The organism is Devosia sp. LjRoot16 (assembly GCF_964252795.1).
Classification (GTDB): Bacteria; Pseudomonadota; Alphaproteobacteria; order Rhizobiales; family Devosiaceae; genus Devosia_A.
Window position 1 is genome coordinate 348,557 of sequence record NZ_CAXUPH020000007.1, and the last position, 17,101, is coordinate 365,657.

General features: G+C 65.2%; 19 protein-coding genes. 5 read left to right on the plus strand and 14 right to left on the minus strand.

What is annotated here, in order from left to right; all coding sequences use genetic code 11:
• Positions 1-2: 2 nt before the first annotated feature.
• On the plus strand, positions 3-830 hold the full coding sequence (locus tag ACSQ23_RS28045; protein WP_436092667.1) for a metallophosphoesterase family protein: 828 nt from the start codon (positions 3-5) through the stop codon (positions 828-830).
• Positions 831-846: 16 nt separating this feature from the next.
• Here the strand turns inward: ACSQ23_RS28045 and ACSQ23_RS28050 are convergent, their stop codons facing one another.
• From ACSQ23_RS28050 to ACSQ23_RS28060, 3 genes are read right to left on the minus strand one after another with little or no spacing between them, the layout of a single operon-like run.
• The gene (locus ACSQ23_RS28050; RefSeq protein ID WP_056004372.1) at positions 847-1,083 is read right to left on the minus strand and encodes a hypothetical protein; all 237 of its coding nucleotides are present in this window, start codon (positions 1,081-1,083) and stop codon (positions 847-849) included.
• The gene (locus ACSQ23_RS28055) at positions 1,083-1,478 is read right to left on the minus strand and encodes a hypothetical protein (RefSeq protein WP_436092668.1); all 396 of its coding nucleotides are present in this window, start codon (positions 1,476-1,478) and stop codon (positions 1,083-1,085) included. Before ACSQ23_RS28055 ends, ACSQ23_RS28050 begins: the two co-directional genes overlap by 1 nt.
• An 11-nt stretch (positions 1,479-1,489) precedes the next feature.
• Positions 1,490-2,224, minus strand: coding sequence for a hypothetical protein (locus ACSQ23_RS28060; protein ID WP_436092669.1), 735 nt, complete (start codon positions 2,222-2,224; stop codon positions 1,490-1,492).
• Positions 2,225-2,516: 292 nt separating this feature from the next.
• On the opposite strand from ACSQ23_RS28060, the gene ACSQ23_RS28065 reads away from it, so the two are divergent.
• A complete protein-coding gene (locus tag ACSQ23_RS28065) occupies positions 2,517-4,796 on the plus strand; it encodes a glycosyltransferase (protein WP_436092670.1) in 2,280 nt (759 codons plus the stop codon).
• A 95-nt stretch (positions 4,797-4,891) separates the two neighbouring features.
• On the opposite strand, the gene ACSQ23_RS28070 is transcribed toward ACSQ23_RS28065, so the two are convergent.
• Positions 4,892-5,602 (minus strand): hypothetical protein, encoded by a 711-nt coding sequence (locus ACSQ23_RS28070; RefSeq protein ID WP_436092671.1) that lies wholly within the window; start codon positions 5,600-5,602, stop codon positions 4,892-4,894.
• A 685-nt stretch (positions 5,603-6,287) separates the two neighbouring features.
• Here ACSQ23_RS28070 and ACSQ23_RS28075 point away from each other — a divergent pair.
• Complete coding sequence (locus ACSQ23_RS28075; protein WP_436092672.1) at positions 6,288-6,758, plus strand: hypothetical protein; 471 nt, start codon at positions 6,288-6,290, stop codon at positions 6,756-6,758.
• On the opposite strand, the gene ACSQ23_RS28080 is transcribed toward ACSQ23_RS28075, so the two are convergent.
• The 5 genes from ACSQ23_RS28080 to ACSQ23_RS28100 are packed head-to-tail and all read right to left on the minus strand — an operon-like array spanning position 6,724 to position 10,665.
• The gene (locus ACSQ23_RS28080; RefSeq protein ID WP_056004395.1) at positions 6,724-7,434 is read right to left on the minus strand and encodes a LamG domain-containing protein; all 711 of its coding nucleotides are present in this window, start codon (positions 7,432-7,434) and stop codon (positions 6,724-6,726) included. The two genes, ACSQ23_RS28075 and ACSQ23_RS28080, sit on opposite strands and share 35 nt — an antisense overlap.
• The gene (locus ACSQ23_RS28085; RefSeq protein ID WP_056004398.1) at positions 7,435-7,866 is read right to left on the minus strand and encodes a hypothetical protein; all 432 of its coding nucleotides are present in this window, start codon (positions 7,864-7,866) and stop codon (positions 7,435-7,437) included.
• Positions 7,863-9,320 (minus strand): hypothetical protein, encoded by a 1,458-nt coding sequence (locus ACSQ23_RS28090; RefSeq protein WP_436092673.1) that lies wholly within the window; start codon positions 9,318-9,320, stop codon positions 7,863-7,865. Before ACSQ23_RS28090 ends, ACSQ23_RS28085 begins: the two co-directional genes overlap by 4 nt.
• Positions 9,317-9,655, minus strand: coding sequence for a hypothetical protein (locus ACSQ23_RS28095; RefSeq protein ID WP_436092674.1), 339 nt, complete (start codon positions 9,653-9,655; stop codon positions 9,317-9,319). The genes ACSQ23_RS28090 and ACSQ23_RS28095 overlap by 4 nt, the downstream gene beginning before the upstream one ends.
• A gap of 8 nt (positions 9,656-9,663) precedes the next feature.
• Entirely contained in the window at positions 9,664-10,665 is a 1,002-nt protein-coding gene (locus ACSQ23_RS28100; RefSeq protein ID WP_436092675.1) for a hypothetical protein, read from the minus strand.
• A gap of 85 nt (positions 10,666-10,750) precedes the next feature.
• On the opposite strand from ACSQ23_RS28100, the gene ACSQ23_RS28105 reads away from it, so the two are divergent.
• Both ACSQ23_RS28105 and ACSQ23_RS28110 read left to right on the plus strand, forming a co-directional pair.
• A complete protein-coding gene (locus tag ACSQ23_RS28105; protein WP_156387278.1) occupies positions 10,751-11,044 on the plus strand; it encodes a hypothetical protein in 294 nt (97 codons plus the stop codon).
• A gap of 388 nt (positions 11,045-11,432) precedes the next feature.
• Positions 11,433-11,642, plus strand: coding sequence for a hypothetical protein (locus ACSQ23_RS28110; protein WP_436092676.1), 210 nt, complete (start codon positions 11,433-11,435; stop codon positions 11,640-11,642).
• 278 nt (positions 11,643-11,920) lie between these two features.
• Here the strand turns inward: ACSQ23_RS28110 and ACSQ23_RS28115 are convergent, their stop codons facing one another.
• From ACSQ23_RS28115 to ACSQ23_RS28135, 5 genes are read right to left on the minus strand one after another with little or no spacing between them, the layout of a single operon-like run.
• Positions 11,921-14,011, minus strand: a complete 2,091-nt coding sequence (locus ACSQ23_RS28115) for a hypothetical protein (protein ID WP_436092677.1) — start codon at positions 14,009-14,011, stop codon at positions 11,921-11,923.
• Entirely contained in the window at positions 14,011-14,481 is a 471-nt protein-coding gene (locus ACSQ23_RS28120) for a hypothetical protein (RefSeq protein WP_056004417.1), read from the minus strand. Before ACSQ23_RS28120 ends, ACSQ23_RS28115 begins: the two co-directional genes overlap by 1 nt.
• Before the next feature lie 11 nt (positions 14,482-14,492).
• Positions 14,493-15,179 (minus strand): hypothetical protein, encoded by a 687-nt coding sequence (locus ACSQ23_RS28125; protein ID WP_056004420.1) that lies wholly within the window; start codon positions 15,177-15,179, stop codon positions 14,493-14,495.
• Between the two features lie 9 nt (positions 15,180-15,188).
• Positions 15,189-15,566, minus strand: a complete 378-nt coding sequence (locus ACSQ23_RS28130; RefSeq protein ID WP_056004422.1) for a hypothetical protein — start codon at positions 15,564-15,566, stop codon at positions 15,189-15,191.
• Positions 15,563-16,981, minus strand: coding sequence for a hypothetical protein (locus ACSQ23_RS28135; protein WP_056004425.1), 1,419 nt, complete (start codon positions 16,979-16,981; stop codon positions 15,563-15,565). Before ACSQ23_RS28135 ends, ACSQ23_RS28130 begins: the two co-directional genes overlap by 4 nt.
• Positions 16,982-17,101 lie beyond the last annotated feature (120 nt).

Below are 17,101 nucleotides of genomic sequence, written 5' to 3' on the forward strand. Positions count from 1 at the left end.
CCATGCGCATCTGCCACCTCTCTGATCTGCATTTCGGCCATCACGATGCGCGCGTGGCCGAAGGGCTGGCCGATGATCTCGCGGCGCAGCGCCCCGACATCGTCGTGGTCAGTGGGGATTTCACCCAGCTTGGCTCGGAGAGCGAGTTTCGCGCTGCCCGGGCGTTTCTCGATACGCTCGAGGCGCCGGTGTTTGCCGTGCCCGGCAATCATGACGTGCCGGCCGTCAACCTGATGCGCCGCTTCCTCGACCCCTATGGCCTCTACCGGCGCTATATCGACACCGAGCTCGAACCGTTTGTGGAAGTCGGCGGTGTCGCCATTGCCGGGCTCAAAACCTCACGGCGATTGCGCGCCGGGCTGAACTGGGCGCATGGCGCGATCAACCGCGGGCAGCTTCGCCGCCTCGCGGCGCGCTTCGACAAGGCCTCGCCCGACGCCCTCAGGGTGGTGGTGGCGCACCACCCGCTGATGCAGCCCGAAACGGCGGGCGAAAAACCGATGCGGCTGGTGAAGCGAGCGGACCAGGCGCTCGAGACCTTCTCGGAGCTGGGGGTGCGGCTGGTCCTCTCGGGGCACTTTCACCTGTCCTATGTGCGCAAGCACGAGCGGCCGGGCAGCGTGGCCGAAGGGGCGCCGCAGGGCCTGCGCCAGGCCGCCAGCGCCCCGATCCTCGTGGCGCAGGCGTCGTCGACGATCTCGACCCGGCTGCGGGGCGAGCCCAATGGCTACAACCTGATCGACGTCGACAATGGCCGCATTTCGGTGACGGTGCGCGACTGGAGCCGCGACCAGTGGGTGACACGGGAGACGGCATCGGGCCTGACCTGAGGGCCTGGCGCCGGACTCATCGGCCCGTTTCGGCGACCCGCTCGAGCCGCGTCACCCGATCGGACACCGCCGCCAGTTGCGCGCCCTGCCGCACCTGTTCGACCAGTGTCGCGGTCGCCGTTTCCAGCGTCCGCTCTACCGCGCGTAGCCGGCCATCGAAGGTGGCCCAGCCGACGGCCATGGTGACCAGGAGGCCGCCGAAGGTGATGACGTGGCCGAGGTTGATGGTGAGATCGAAGCGGGGGGTGGGCATCACGGCCTCCCTAGCTTGAGTTTCAGCAGCTTTTCGACCAGGGTCTCGCCGCGCTTCTCCAGCGCAGTGCGGCTCAGCTCCTCGACGCCGGTGGCTTCGCGGTGCGGCATTTTGTTGATCGGCAGCTGCTGGCCATCGATCACCACCTGCGGTCGGACCGTAGCGCGAAACGACTGGATCTGGCTCCAGAGCAGCGCCACGAGCCCGGGCATGGCGCCCAGGGTGATCTCCTGCCAGTTGCCGGCGACGATCTTGGTGATCACCACCTGCAGCTCGGCCGGCAGCGCGTTGTAGAAGTTGATCATGGCGAGCAAGGCGGCGCCGAGCCAGCCGCCCCAATCGAGGATGCGGCGCAGAAACCAGCCCAGGGCGGCGGAAGAGAGAAACGCGGTCATTTCAAGTGTCCTCAGAAGGGGAGCGGGAGGGTGAAGGCAGCGACCACCAGGCCCACGGCGGTGGCGAGCCCGAGGATGGACCAGCCCAGCGGGCCCCAACTCTTGCGTGGCGGGGTTGGTTCTGGGGTGGGCGCGGGGTCGGTTGGGAGCGGGGCCGGCGTGGGTTTAGCCGGCGCCGGCGCGCGGGAAAGCTCGTTCAGCACTTCGGCCAGCACGGCTTCGGCGTTGGTGGCTTTGGTCAGCGAGGCGTTGATGCCGTCGCCGGCATAGTAGCTTTCGCCGCGCTCCACCGTGCGATGGGCGCCCTGCTGCCGGCTGAGCACGGGAAAGCTCGCCCATTCGCGCGCCAGGCGGTTGCCGAAATCGCGCAGCGACAAGGTGGCGGCGGCGAACTGGCTCCAGCCGCGCCGCCGCAGCAGGGCGAGGCCGAAGCGGTCCTGCAGCTCGGGCGTGAACGTCGCTGAGAGTGGCACGCCCAGCTCGGCGATGAGGCTGAGGAGGGTCGGCCGGATGATCTGGTAGCGCCCGGCCGCGCCGCTCGGCGCCTTGAGATTGCGGACCCAGCGCTTCTGCTCGACCAGCAGCTCTTCGAGCGTCATCTCGGTGATGGGCTTGGGCAGCGCGCCGGGCTTCTCGTTGCGATAGCCGATGATGGTCTCGTAGCCGGCCCGGCCCGGCCGGTTGGTCTCGAGGCCGGCGATGAAGTCGAGCAGCATCGCCGCCCCGCGGGGGACGTTGGGGTTCATGGCAGTCTCCGATGTTGACGTAGTGGTTCGCACCGCGCGAGCTTGCGGGGCGTTCAGGGGGGCGCGGCAGCGGTGAAGATCATGCGAGCGAGCATCGATCGGCGGTCAGCCGGCGTGATCGACGTCCGGGAGAGTTTCGCCGGCCGCCAGCTGCCGAACTGCCGCGGCCGATCGAGATCGACATCGCGATACCGGCCGGATAAGAGCGCACCCACCCTGCGATGGTCGATGAACTGATGGCGCTGTGGTGTTTGCCGAGCGGTACCGAGCCGCAATCAACCAGAGGGATAGTATGGCCCGGGTCTCCGCGTGGCTGAAGAAGCCTGAGCATTGGGCGCGCCGAGCTGAAGCGTGGTGGCTCAGGCGAAGGGCGCTGCGGGATGGGCTGGAATGGAAAAACGGCGCGCCGTGCCCCGAACCGCTGTTGGATGCCGGCGGTGCTCAGATCGGCGATTTGCTTTACGTTGCATGCGGCTACAAATCCCCGAACGCGGCGAACGAAGCGATCTTCGTGTTCGATATGCGGAGGGAACGCTGGGTTGGCCGCATAGCGACGCCTTCAGGGCTGGCGCATTCTCACTGTGCGGTCGCTTCCGACGGGCATCGCTACATCTACTTCGCGTCTGGACAGCTCGGGCCCCAGTGCCGGCCAGCGGTTCCGAATGTCTTTTCGTATGATACCCGCGAAAATCGGTGGCACGAGTTGCCGCCAGTTCCGGCCTCTCGATACGCTGCCGCAATGCAGTACTGGCGCGGACGCTTGCACCTCGTCGGAGGTGCAGACGAGGACCGCTGGACAGCAAGGGCCGACCATTGGAGCCTTGCCGTGTCGGGCGGGCGAACTGATGAGGCGGGCTGGCGGGCCGAGCAGCCGATCCCTGTTGCCGGAATGCACGGATCGAGCGCTGTGCTGGGCGACAGTCTCTACGTGTTCGGCGGCCAGCAGGGCGATTTCCAGGCGATTCCAGGCGATCCGGACTGCACCTGTACGGGGCGAACGCCAGAGACCTATCTGTCCTCCGCCTTCCGCCTGTCCGATCCTTCGGGCCCGTGGACCAGAGTTGCAGACCTTCCCATCGCAGTATCCCATGCCGACTTCTCGACCATAGTCGTCGATGGCCGGATTCTGTTGATCGGCGGGCAGGTCTATAAAGACCCGGAGCAATTTTACCTGAGGCTGACTGACGCAATACAAGTCTACGATCCGCTGGCGGATCGCTGGTCAATGTTCGGCTACCTGCCGCACAAGCTCAAGATTCCGGTCGTCGGCCGGCTCGGCGATCGGCTGTTCGTCGTCGCTGGTCAACGCGGCGCCCTGCCGGACGGTGACCGGCCGGGTGAAATCACCCGCGAAATGTTGACGACGACTCTGCCGGCCTCACCAGCGGCGCGGGTGCGTGAAGGCGCCGGTTTCGCCGGCAGGAAGATATTGCTGGTTTCGCATGATCTGTCCCGCAGCGGAGCGCCGCTCCTGCTGCTGGAAACGGCTCAGGCCCTCATGGAGAGCGGCGCCACCGTCCGCCTCGCGACCGCATCAGATGACGTGAGGGGCTGGAACCTGGCGTCCCAGTTCGGCATACCCCTGATCCCGATCGAAAGCGCCATCGCCGTCGCGGCGGCTTCCGACGCCATTATCGCCAATACAGCGAGCGATCCAACCGCAGCCTGGGTGCGGAAGTGCCTCGCTGCAAATCCATTTCTGGCGCAGCGCCTGGTCTGGTGGGTGCATGAAATCGACATCGAGAATTTCAAGCAGGCGGCCGATCTGCTTCAGCTGGCGGCGCTTGCGATTTTCGACAGCAACGCGGCGCGTGCCGCCTGGCAGGAAGCCGTAGCGTTGCCGCCAAAGGTTCGCGTCATGCATCCGCCGCTGAGCGATGACTTCGTGGAGACGGCAAGTCGCGCATCGCTGCCCTTTCCGATGAAGCCGCAGACCCGTACGCAACGTCCGGTGGAACTCGCGCGTGACGACATCCGCCGACGACTTGGCGTGTCGAAGGATGATTTTCTTCTGCTCTCCCTGGGTAGCTTGGAGCCCGGGAAGGGGCAACGGATGCTCATCCGGACGATTGCGAGGCTGGCAGCGGAGAGCGGGCTTCCGATCAGGCTGCTGCTTGTGGGCCTGAACCGCTCCGACCGTGCGGCACTTCTCGAGGACCTGACCTCGGACGAGAAAGCCGTCCTGTCGCCAGCCAGAACCTACCTGCGGCAGTCGGCATTTGCTTCGTTTTACCTCGCCAGCGACGCTTTCATCATGAACTCGCAGGGAGCGACAAAAGGCAGAGGGGAAACCTTTGGCCGCGTGACGACAGAGGCCATGGCCTTCGGGCTCCCGGTGCTGGGCACCTCGGCCGGCGGCACTGCGGAAATCATTGTCGACGGGGTCACCGGTTATCAATACCCGACGGGGGAGGACGGGCAGGCCGTGCTGCAGCGGCAGGTGGAAATTCTGGTGCGAGACCGATTGCTCGCCAATCGGCTCGGGCAGGCAGGGCGCCAGAGTGCCCTCGCTCGATTCCAGCAGGGCAAGCACCTGAGTGATCTGGCCGAGGCGCTCGAGCTGATCTGGTAATTGGCGCTGTTGCGGAACGGTTTCACGGGCCGCCTGGCCCTGGCGGCAGGTCTCGTGGCTGGCGATAGAGTCGAGTCAAACGACCGCCAGAGGTTCTAGGCTGAACCTTCGGGGATATCCTGGTGGGTCAGAATGCCGGGTTCAGTGCGGCTCGGCTTCTCAAGGATGTCTGCACGATAGGCGAGAAGGGTAAGCAGCGACTGGTCCCACCGATGATTGTCGCGGCTAGACCCTGGGGGCGCGATGACCGACTTTTCCATTGCTCCAGCGAGCCACTCGTCCACGAGCGCCCGCGTCGAAGAGAATGTGTGGTTCACGCCGACAATCGCAGCGTTCAGTTGCTTCCGCTCACCGGCCCACCCGACTGGGATGCCCAGCACTTCATACATACCGGGATGGGTGTACCTCGTCACGGTGAACCATGTCTTTGGGCAAAAGAAACCGTCCCGGCGAAGGCAGTAGCGAACCCACAGCAGCGGAAATCGTACGAGGTTCCCGGCGTCCAGCCAAAGTAGCGGCGCACCCCCCTTGTCCATCTCCCGCTTTATGATTGCCACCTTCCAAGCATACGCGCCGGCATTGACGCTGATGTCGAAATGCGGCGGGTAGTCTGAGAAGGGAAACACGATCGGTTCGAAACCTAGCTGCCTCACGGCTTCGACGTGATGATCTTCGAGCCCGAGGTCGTAAACCGCAACGGCAGTGTTTCTCTCCCAGCGCTTTAGCGACCTCAGCAGTTGCAGAAGCGACTTGCCGTGATTTGCACTGGCCCCCGTGACGACGCGCAAGCTTCTGGATTTTGACACGCGGCTCCCCCTGAACCACGGTCACTTAGCGTATTTAGTGGAGCTTGCTCAAGCCTCTAGCTCCGACACATGAGCAATTTTGACCGGCGGCTCTCAGACGTGCGGGGCTGCGGTTCTGTATGGGTGGCCGCCGCGCAGCGAGCCGGTGAGCCCCCATTTGCGGGCCAAGTACCCCTCGAGTTTCAAGAAGTACAGGGACAGCGATGAGGCCCTGTTTGGGATTACTAACTACGTGGCAGTCAGACGGTAGTTCTTAGGCGGGTTGTACGGTCTTCACGAGGACAGGGTGTTGCGCTACGAAGCGCGTGACCGCGACGATGGGGCGCCCCAAGGAACCGCGATGCCAAACGCACTGCCGACTATTGCGTCGTTCTGGCACGGATCGGCATTGGGCCCGAGTGCTGCAGCGTGTCTTGTCTCCTTTGTGCGACAAGGCCACCGTGTGGTCTTGTATTCATATGCTCCGCTGAACCTTCCACCTGGGATCGAGCCAGGGGATGCCCATGACGTGCTGCCATGGGGACGGGTGGCTGAGATCCTCGAGGCTGGGGCCTATGCTTGCGCGTCCGATCTATTCCGGTACGCAATGCTCGCTCGTGGGCTAGGCATTTGGGTCGACACGGACTGCTACTGCATTCGGCCGATCGCTGATGCTCCCAGCATCTATGGCAAGGAAAGCAGCGGCTTGAACACCGCCGTCCTGAAGCTCGCTCCCGACAGCCCCCTGTTGGCGGAGTTGCTGTCAATCGACCACGGCTTTGTCCCCCCGTGGTTGCCATGGTGGAGGCGCGCCGACCGCCGTCTGCGGGGCTGGTTGGGCAGACCGAAAAAGCTGCAGAACATGAAATGGGGCACCGCGGGGCCGCGCGCCATGCAGTACTACGCACGCAAGCACGACGTTGAGAACATGGCGAGCGCACGGGCCGTCTTCTATCCGGTCGATTGGTCGGACGTGCGGGCGCTGTGGGATCCAGCCCTGCGTCTGCAGGATCTGATCCAACCCCAGACGCTGGTTGTTCACTTGTACAACGAGATGCATCGGAAACTGCACTTGGGCAGTCCTCCCCCCTCATCGCCGATGGGACGCATTCTTCAGGAGGGTGCGGCCCTGCTAGCTCGGCCTACCCATCAGGATACTGCGAAGCCGGCGGAGTGAAGTTCGCCGCGTAGCGACCCACACCAATCGTTAGACGAAAGTCATCGACATAACCTTGGAACTTGTAACTCGCGTTGGTCCCGCGGGCGTCCCAATAGGTACCGAGGCTCAACTTTCTCCGGGTCATGTTGGTCGTCAGACTGAAGTCGGACCCAACCTGAGCGCCATTGAGGAAGAAGCGCCAAACGCCGCCGTTGCGCGAGACCGCAAGATGGTACCAGGTGTTAAGCGCCAAGGTGGTGGTGGCGGCCCTCGCGGCGTTTCCCACAAAGAACACAAAACCGTCGTTGTTGCCGCCATCAAAGGTATTGTCGAAGTCTATGCGTGGCTCGTAGTCGCCATTTTGAAGGCGGAAGTCCATCACGCATTGTTGCTTCGCGCCGTTCGTCGGGTAGACCCACGCCTCGATTGTCATGTCCCCACTGCCTGGGGCGGCGAACGTGGAGTCGGCGACGAGCCAGTCGCCAGTACCATCAAGTCCGATTGAGGCACCACCAAACTTCGAAACCGCTGTGCGGCATGCCGCGTCTCCACCAGCCACGATACTGAACGCATTGCTCGAACTATCGACGATGCCGGCGCCGTTCGCGCCGTTCCCGTGCAGCAAAAGGGCAACGTTGGCGAAGTAGGGGTCGCGAATACGTCCCCCTGTTACTGAGATCGTGCCTGGCAACATCTAGTCACTACCCGCCACGGAGAACAAGGCCCTCAGATCCTCAACGGTGAGCCCCAACGCCGCCAGCTTCTCGGCCGGTGTCGGATCGGCCGCCGGTGCGGGGATCTGCTCCAGTGTCCACTCTTCGACAACCTCGTTCTTGCGCTCGACGTATCGTGGCTCCCCGACGCGCTGCTTGCCCTCCGGCACGTCCACTGCCATGGCGGGCCGCAGCCCGTAAGCCTGCAGTTCCTCCACGCCCCACAGCCCTTCTGCCACCAGCTGCTCGACCTTGCCCAGGTCGAGCGTTTCGGCGACCGGGTAGGGCTCGCACGACATCTCCGCCTGGCGGCCATCGTGATAGGTGACGGTGCAGGTCGCCACCATGCGCTCGAGGGTTTGCACGCCGTGGATCGGCGTCCAGGCGCCGTCGACCTGGTGAACGAGGGTCATGCGGCTCTCCTTATGATTGCTGTGACGTAGGTGCGGCTGGCCCGGATGACGTAGGCGATGCCCAGCTCCTGCGCCGTGGTGATGGAGTAGGGGCCGGCCTCGACGCCATCGCAGAGCAGCCAGGCGGCGTTGAGCGTCAGGATGCGGGTGGAAGTGACGGCGCCGAACCAGAGGATGCCGGTCTGGCCGGTCTTGAGGTTGGTCGGAGCCGAAAGGCTCTGGTTGCCGTTGAGCCCCAGCACGGCGTTGGCGGCGCCGCCGAAGTTGAAGCCGGCGGCGAAATCCACGGCGATGTTGGCGCCGTCCGTGAGCCCGGCGAGGCCCGCCGCCGCCCAGACCTGGTCGACGACCAGCGCGCGCACGGTATCGGTGCCGGTACGATACTCCGCGGCCGTGGCAAATTCCGAGATGCCCTTCGCGACCGTCGTCGCATCGGGGTGGTTCGCCGCTGGCAAGACGCCGGTGACCGCCGCCGCCTGGGCGAGGTTCAGCGCGCCATAGAGCGGGTCGGTCGCCCCGGCCTGCAGCACCTGGTATTGCGTGCCCTTTGCGAGCCGGGTCGGAGCGCTGGCATTGCGCACGAGAATGTCGCCCTGCGTGGTCAGCGCGCTCGACGGGATGGCGGCGGTGATGCGGGCATCATCCCCCGCCGCCACGGTGCCCGCCGCAGTGCCGACATTGCGCGATGCCGCGTTGCCGAGCAGCACGCCGCTGTCCTTGAGCAGCTTACCGGTGGTGCCGTCGAACAGCGCCACGCGGCTATCGACCGCGCTCGCCGGCCCGCTGATATTGCCGGCCGCAGCGACCACCGGGTTGGCCGGGTCGGTATTGTCGACGGTGATGTTGGTGCCGGCGACCACCGAGGTGAGGATGCCCGGCGCGCCGCGCGGCAGGCCGAAATTGAGCACCGCGGCGCCAGGCGTCCCGACATTGACGACGCTGGCCGAAGCCCCCGGCGCCAGCGTGGTAACGGTGCCCACCGCGACGGTGGCGGCCGCGCCCTGTGGGATGTCGAAATCGAAAATGGCGTCGTTGGGCGAGCCGACATTGGTCACCTCAGCCGGGTCGGCGGGGTTGACCGTCGTCACCGTGCCGACGGCAATGGTGGCCGCCTCGCCCTGGATGCCCTGAATACCCTGGGGGATGCCGAAGTTGAGCACCATATCCTTGACGGTGCCGACATTGGCGACCGTGGCGGGCGAGCCTGGTGGCAGGGTGGTGACGCTGCCGACCGTGACAGTGGTGTCGAGGTCGTCGATGGCGATCAGGTCCTGCCAGTCCTGCCCCAGATAGCGCCACTGCACCATCATGCCGGTGTTTCTGAGCTCGATCTCCATCGGTAGCAGCGCCGGGGTGACGCGCAGCCGCACTTTTGGCGGCGGGACGGCCTTGGCGCGCACCGCGAATTCGGGCTGCGCCTTGATCCTGAGCCGTGGGGTGATGGTGTCACTCATGAGCCGAACCCGCCCCCGACGAAGGCCAGCGTGCCGGTGAAGAGCTGTGTCGTGCCGGTGCCATTGGTCATCCGGCAGCCCACCCGATACGTGTTGCGGATATCGAGCGCGGCCAGTTGCGGCACGCTGAAGCGCCACTGGATGGTGCCCGGCTCGGGGATCTCGATGCTGTTGTCGGCGGTGGTGGCGAACAGCCGGCGGGCGCCGCTCTCGCTCACCTCGAGCTCGAACAGCACGCCCGCCGTGGCGAGTGGCAGGTTGGTGGCGTCGTCGATCAAATCCACCCGCTGCGCCCAATCGGCATCGTCGGTGGCAAAGAACTGCAACTCGTACATGCCGGGCCTCAGAGTTTGATGATGACGAGTTCGAACAGCGAGGGCTGGACGTTGGGGTGCGAGGCGCCGCCGCCCGTGCTGTCGGCAGTAGCGCCGGTGATCGCCGCGGTGCCGGAACCGCCGATCTGCTGGCCCGCCGTGTCGCCGATCGCGCCGGTGTAGGCCGGGTAGCTGGCGGTACCAAGCCCGATGAGCCCCATGCCACCGTATGTGGTCTGAACCGGTCCGCTGTCGTTTCTGGCAGATATCTTGGCGGGGTGGCCGTGGTTGGGCATCAGCAGCGTGCCGGCGTTGTGCTGATGGGCCGGGATCTGCGCTGCCGTCAGCGTCTGCGCCGCGGTGCCAACCGTGGCGCCCAGAGTGGTGTTGGTTTCCCCACCATCCACCGTCGCATCGGGGATCAGGTTGATATCGGCATTGCCCATGGCGCCAAGCCCGATGGCGATGCGGTCGCGATAGTCGGGCAGCGCGATGGTCTTGTTGGCAGCCCAGTCGCCGGCGGCGGATGCCCCACGTCCGCCGCTGACGGCGAGCGTGGCGTCGGCGGTCCACAGGTGGAGGAACAGCGCCTGGCAATCGGCATTGGCGCGCTCGCTGGCACCCGAGCTGGGCGAGCCGAGCGTCCGGCCGTTGCAGCGCACCCAGCCGGTGGGCGCCGCGGTGCCATAATAGCCGATGCGCATGCCGGTGGTGACCAGCAGCGTGGGGTCGGTGACGCCGGGGTCGGGCGGCTCGTAATCGGCCGATTGCGGCACGTCGATATCGTCGTCGTCGAAGATCAAGACGCCATTGGCGTCGGTGAGCTTCTGGCGATAGCTGCCCGGCGCCGGGCTAAGGTAGATCACCGGGAACATGCCGCGCGCATCGGCGAGGATCGGCTGATCATGCGCCACGCTCAGCGCGCCATCGGCATAGACCACCTGCGGCGTCGAGGTGGCGGTGTCGTAGAAAGAGAGTCGGTCGCCAATGCCGAAATTGGGCACGCGCGAGCCAGGCCAGATGGCTGCCATGGGGAAGTCTCCGGGGAGGGGGATGGACGCGTCTCAGGCCCCCGTGCATTGAATGTGCGGGGAGTTAGCTCAGGGGGAGGGCACGATGTCTGATTTGAGCCACGACAGCGCGGCTTCTTGGTGGTCGCGTGGACCGGCGATTGTGCTGTTGCTCGCAATCCTCGTGGGATGTGGCTACGGCTTGTTCAAATGGGCTGTTGGGCCCGCGGACCTGAATCTCCAGGACTGGCTGCACGCCGTATTCGCATGGCTTGGCATCAGTGACCCGCTCGCCATAAGTGTCGGCGTTGGGGTGGTCGTCGGTGCCCTCATCGCGACGGCGCTTGGCATCGCCATGCGCCTGGTCCTGTTCCTGCTGGCCGTTGTGTTTCGCCTGTAGCGATAGCCGCGTCACTCACAGCGAGCCTCGCGCGGCTGGCCGACGGCCTTTACGATTGTAACGAGCCAGGGGCTCAGGCGAGGGGGAAGATGACAGATCCAGATCAGCAACCAAAGCCAGGGACGAAGCGAACAAACCCGCTGCTATGGGGAGCCGTCGCCGGCGGCGTGGTGGGCCTGCTGGTGTTTCTCGGCCCGGCGCTCAACATGCCCAGATCCGACAATACGCTCTTCAGTCCCCGGTATCGGCTGCCTTCGTGGCCTTCTTCTGGGGCTGGGCTGCGGGGAGCGTGAAGAACTGGCTTGGCGACCGCTTGTTCGAGCGGTCGTTGGGCGGCGGCAAGGGGCGCAGGCCATGGTGATCGTCTCAAGATACGGGAAATCAGCGGATGTCTGACCTCGGGCCAAAGGACCAGGACTGGGAGACGTTCAATGCCACGCCGCCCGACGATGAACGGATCCACGTGACGGCGATGCGCATGAGTGTCCTGAACAGCCTGGGCATACTCGAGGTGAAGCGGACGCTCCGCTGGATCGTTGCCCTGTTGGTGGTTCTCATCGTTGCGGTCGCGATATTGGCCATACGTGTCTATGCTTGATGTCGCCAAGCTCGACCCTACTGTAGGCTGCTTTCACGGTGACCTGATGCCTGATCTCGACCTTGAACCACACCAATATCGCCGCAAGGCCACCTATCGCTTGCGTGACATGAGTTGGCTGGTGAAGCTCGCTGTTCCGCTCGGCATCCTGGCCCCGTTCCTGGCGGCAGGGGTGCTGTCATTCTTCCCACCCGTCCCGCAGTGGGTTGCCTGGGGGGTGGTGCTGGCCCCTTGCATCGTCCTGATCGTCCTGCACGAAGCCCTGGACGGAACCCGCATCAAGCGTGCAACTGAAACAGGGGGTCAGGTTCCGGCTGAGTTAGGCGCATCCAAGGTGGCAGGAACGGCTGAGGATGTGTCGCGCGATCAACTTCCGAAGACGCATGAGGATCGTACCTTACCCCGATAGAGCCTAGCGCTCTGGCGAGATCGTTGTCGACCTGGGGTTGCGCCACGCCCTGCACCATCTGTTGCGCGAGTCTGCGAAGATCCATGTCATTTTCGCGCTCGGCTGTAATTGCAGCGACTCTGGCTGCAAGGCTAGGGGCATGAAGCAGGGCGTCCGACATCGGCTTGGGGGGCAGTTTGTTGGCGATCGCTGCTCGCGCCTCGGCCTCGCGAGTGACCCTGCTAAAGATCGGCACCGCTGCTGCGGCCAATATACCCGGCACCTCTGGCGCAATACCTGCTATCTCACCCCCGAACTTGGCTCCCACGAGGCCGCTGATGACGGCCGCCGTCACATCTCTGACCGTGTCGCCAAGCCCAAAAAACGAGCGAGAGGGGTTCCGCGCCTCGAGTGGTAGAACTGTTCGTTTCAAGACCGCCGAAAGTGCCTTCATCCGGTTGCGCTCTTCCTCGCTGAAGAGGGTGCTCGCCAAAGAAGAGTCCTTGTTCGCGAGGAAGTCGTCGAGGCGCTTCGTTAGCACCGCTGGGACTCTCGCTTCGCCGGTCGCAGGGTCATGAACCAGCTTGTTCCAAGCAGAGGCGCGAACGGATTTCCATTCCTCGCTGGCGGGTCCGAGCACCGCCTTCAGGCGTCTGGCCACGTCCGTGGCGGCGAGGTTCGGTGATACCATGTCGGCGCCGTAGAGCCAGTTCGCGACCTGCTCGGCTGATGCGTTGCCTTGCTGCATCTTGGCGATTGTTGCCCCGGCAGCATCACCACCCTTGGGATTGGTGATGCTGAGATACCGAACCGACTCCGCCCTGGCGGCGTTGAGCGCCTCCAGCGCCGCCTCGTCGCCACTGAACAGTTGTTGGTCGAGCGCGTCGCTCAGCCAGTCGTCAAAGGCCTGCTTCACGCCACGAGTGGCGGTGATATCATCAGGGCCGGTTCCCGAAAGCCCAGCCAGCTTCCGCCGAACCTTCTCGAGTTCTGACCACGACAGGGGGGAACGACGGCCAGAGGGGACAAGCGTCGCGCCCTCGATCTCCCGGAGCGCAGTGGCCGCTGCGGGCGTAAGGCTATCGTCAACCACCACGCCCGAGAGGCGTTGCTTGACGAAGCCAGGTAGCGCCTTCACTGCGGCGAGTCGGACCTTAAGCTTGCCATCCTGCGCGACCTCGAAGAAGGCGTCGGCATCTTCTTTCGCCAACTTGGTCTTGTTCTGCAACCCAATGGTAACCGTGCCAGACAGATCATCGGCGGAGCCGCCAAACTCCTTGCCTATTGTGCCTGTCGCGGCGCCGATCGCCTCAGTCTGACGATCGTCGAACGTCCGCATTAGAGGCTGTGAAGCATCGGCTTGTCGTAGCAGCTGCTCGGACCGCAACTGGTGCAGGTCGCCTGATGCTTGCCCCGACGTCAAAGGAATGCCGAAGCCGTCGGCTTCCAGGGTCGCGGCTTCCTGCCGTAGACGCGGCAGCCGGCCGGGACCGAGCTTCGGCATTGGGCCTGTGACGCCCAACGTTGCGAGGTTGAAGACGCGCCCCGCCAACTCGGGCGAATAGGAGTAAGGCGTGCCGAGATCGCCATACATTCCGTCCGCTACGTCGCGGGGTAGCGTAACTGCGTCGACGATCCCCTCGATCATTCCGGGGACTATCTTGGGTATGGCCGGCCTGTACTCGCCTGTCTTCGTGTTCCGTTCGAAAGGATAGAGCGAGCGGATCATGTCCGTGATGCCCGGCGGAATAGCCAACGGACCAACGCTGAGCAGCTCCCCCGCACCCGGGGTCTCCCACCCTGGCACGAGCGTTGCGCCTGCAGGCAACATCTCCTCTAGTGACAGCTTCGGCAGGGTCCTGCCCGCCTTCGACTGTTCGATCGCCCAATCAAGGTAGCCCTGCGTGCCAGTCTTCAATCCCGCCGGTGGCACCGCTGGCTCTGCGACATGGGGCCCGTAGTTCTCCCAAGGACCAGCCATCAGAGTTTCTCCCAGTTGTCAGAATTGGATGGATCGCCGCCGGTATAGCGGTAGCCACCTTCGATCGTGCCAATGCCGGGCCGGGCCGGCGGCGTCGGCCGCGCTTCGCGCGGCAGGGGGTGGGGTGCGTAGGGAGAGGTCGATGCGGTGGGCCGCGGCGTCATGGGCGTCCCTCCGAGCTGACCCGGCGACGCATAGGCATCGGCCCGACGCTGTGTCGCCTCCTGCACCTGCTGCAACGCGAACGGCCGCGTCTGCGGATTGGCGAACAGGGCGCGCAACTGATCAGGCGGTATGGTGAGGCCGAACTCCGACAGTGGGGCCGCGGCATTCGCGAACTGCTGCGGCGCCTCGCGCTCGTAGCGATCGGCTTTGCCCTGGGCGACGCCCTGGTCCCACAGGTCGAGCAGGTCGGTGGGCTTGGTCTGCGAGGGCTGCGGAATGACATAGCTGGGGTAGTTCAGCGCCATCTTCGGGCTCCTCAGAAGCTTGCGGGCATTTTCGTGGTGGGGTTGACGGAGTTGCCGCCGAAGCCGCCATAGCCGCCGAACGATCCGCCGCCGAAGGCGCGGCCGGCGATGCCGGCGACGGCGCCCAGCGCATCGAGCATGGCGCCCTGGCCGGCTTCCTTGCCGGCGGCGACCTGGTTGTTGGCGCCCATGTAATTGGTGGCGAGGCCGCTCTCGAAATCGAGGCCGAGGCCGCGGGCGGTGACGTCGTTGGCGACGCCCTGGCCGTACATGTTGTTGTAGCCCGAAAGCCCGTTCATCCAGTTGCCCCAGGCCTGGTCGGCATAGCCGGTGGCGTAGCGCATCAGGTCGAGATCGGTATTGCCGCTATCGAGCCGGCCCATGGCCGAGCCCTTGCGCGCCACCGCATCGAGCCCCTGGTCGAGCGCGAACTGGTAGCCGGGCGCCGCGCGGAACGAGTCCTGCGCCCGGGTAATGCCTTCGGCGCCGTTGAGGCCCATGGCATCGGAGTAGAGTCCAGCGCCGAGCTTGCCGAGATCGAGGTAATCGCCGGTGACCCCCTGGATCCCCTCGATGATCGGCCGGCCGGTATTGCCCATCTGGTCGATGACGCCGCGGTTCTGCTCGGCGGCCTTCTGCGTGGCCTTGCCCTTGTTGAGGCCCAGCCAGTCGCCGATGGTTTCGAAAATGTCAGCCATTTGAGGCTCCTATTTGTAAACGCGGGCGGTGAGCTTGCCGCTGCCATAGTCGAGCGGCACGCCGGTTTCGTTCTGGAAGCGGACGGAAACGGTGTTCGGGGCGCTCACCCAGGCGGTGATGGTGATGCCTGATGTGGCCAGCGAGAACGCTGCCGTGGCGAAATCGCCCAGCGCCGCGCCCGGCACCGTCACGTCGGTGGTGGCGCCGGCGCCATCGGCGAGCACCGGCGGATCGTAAGTTGCGCTGGCTTCGAGCGGGGTCAGCTCGGCAAGTTTTGTCGCCAGCTGGTTCAGCCAGTCATACCAGGGCTTGGCGATCGCGCCGTCGGCGTCGACCAGCCGGGCGCTCGGATGCGGGATCGGCCTGAGACTGTCCGGCGTGCTCACGCGGCGCGCTCCTCGATATCCATGGCGCCGCCGAAAAACGCGATCTCGATGGGGTCGGAGATGGTCATCTCCCAGATCCGGCCCTTGCGGCCGGTCAGCCCGGCATTGTTGATGTCGATGGGCAGGTCTTCGCCTTGGGTGCCGAGCTTCCGGGTCAAGGGGTTCCCCCAGCTGCGGCCGCCATCGTCGGACCAGCGGATCCGCACCACCGGGTCGGTTTCGATCGGCGAAATGCCGGCGTCGATGCCGATGCCGGTTTCGAAATCGAAGCTCGCTTTATGGATCACGGCGCGGCCAGGGAAGCGATGCGCCTGGTTGGAGCGCAGCGTCCAGACCAGCGGGTTCGCGCCATCGCGCCGCGCCGCCGAGTTCAGCTCGAACGCCTTGCCGCTCTCGAGGTCGAAGGTGAACCACTTGCTCCAGGCGGCGACGCCATAGCGGCAGCGCCAATCGCTAAAACCATAGCTCTGCCGCTCGTGCCAGCTGCCGGTCGAAACGTCATAGACCCAGGTCCAGCCCGGTCCGCTCAGCACCCAATAGGCGTGGCCCGCCGCCTGGTAGACCCAGGCGATCAGCTCGGCGGGGTTCGTCACCGCCTCGATCAGCCGGTTGAGGTCGGGCCCCGAAATCGGCGTGGGGTCATACCCCTGCAGCCGGCGCACCGTATTGTCGTTGGCGACGAAGATCACCGTATCGGCAAAGCCCGGCTCGAACCCGGCCACCGCATAGGGGGCCTTGAGCCCAATCGGCACCACCACAGAGCGGTTGAAGGCGAAGCCGGTGGGGTTGCCGGCATTGGCATAGAACTCAAGCGATGCCGTCCCCATCAGGATCAGGTCGCTGCCCGAGGCGATGGCGCGATAGAGCCCGTCGGGGTCGGCCTCGGCGGTGGTCCGGTCGACCGAGGCGAAACCCGTGTCGTTGAGCCCCGACTGGTAGGCGAGCCCGTTCTCGGCGGTGACGATGAAATAGCCATCGACCCAGCAGATCGAGTTGACCGAGGGCAGGTCGCCATCGCTGAACACGGCGACAGAGGCACCGGAGATGTTGATGGAGGACATACCGCCGGAGTGAGCAATCAGCACATCGGGCACCGGTGCCTTCATGTTGCGCGCCATGGTGACGGGGCCGGCGCCGCCCACTGTGCCGGTGAGCTCGGTCACCCCATAGCTCGAGGTGATCGAATAGACCCGGTTGCCGGAAACCACATAGAGCACCGAGCCCACCAGCAGCGCGCCGCGAACGGCGGTCTGCGTGGTGGTGAAGCGGGCGATCAGCCCGGCGACGCGGCGCCAGACGATCTCGCTGCGCGAGCCCGCTGGGGCCCGCTCGGCGATGGCATTGATCAGCCGGCCGCCGGTTTCGGTGGGGTTCACGCCCGGCGCGGTGCCGGTAGGCCAGGTGATCGGGGGCATCGGAAATACTCGATTGGGGGCGGGTTGGGTGAGTCACGGGCGGCATGCTGCGCGCTTCGGCAAGGGCCAGTGGTTTCGTTCAGCGCTCAGCGTGCCGTCGGCATCGGTGGCCCACCGCGT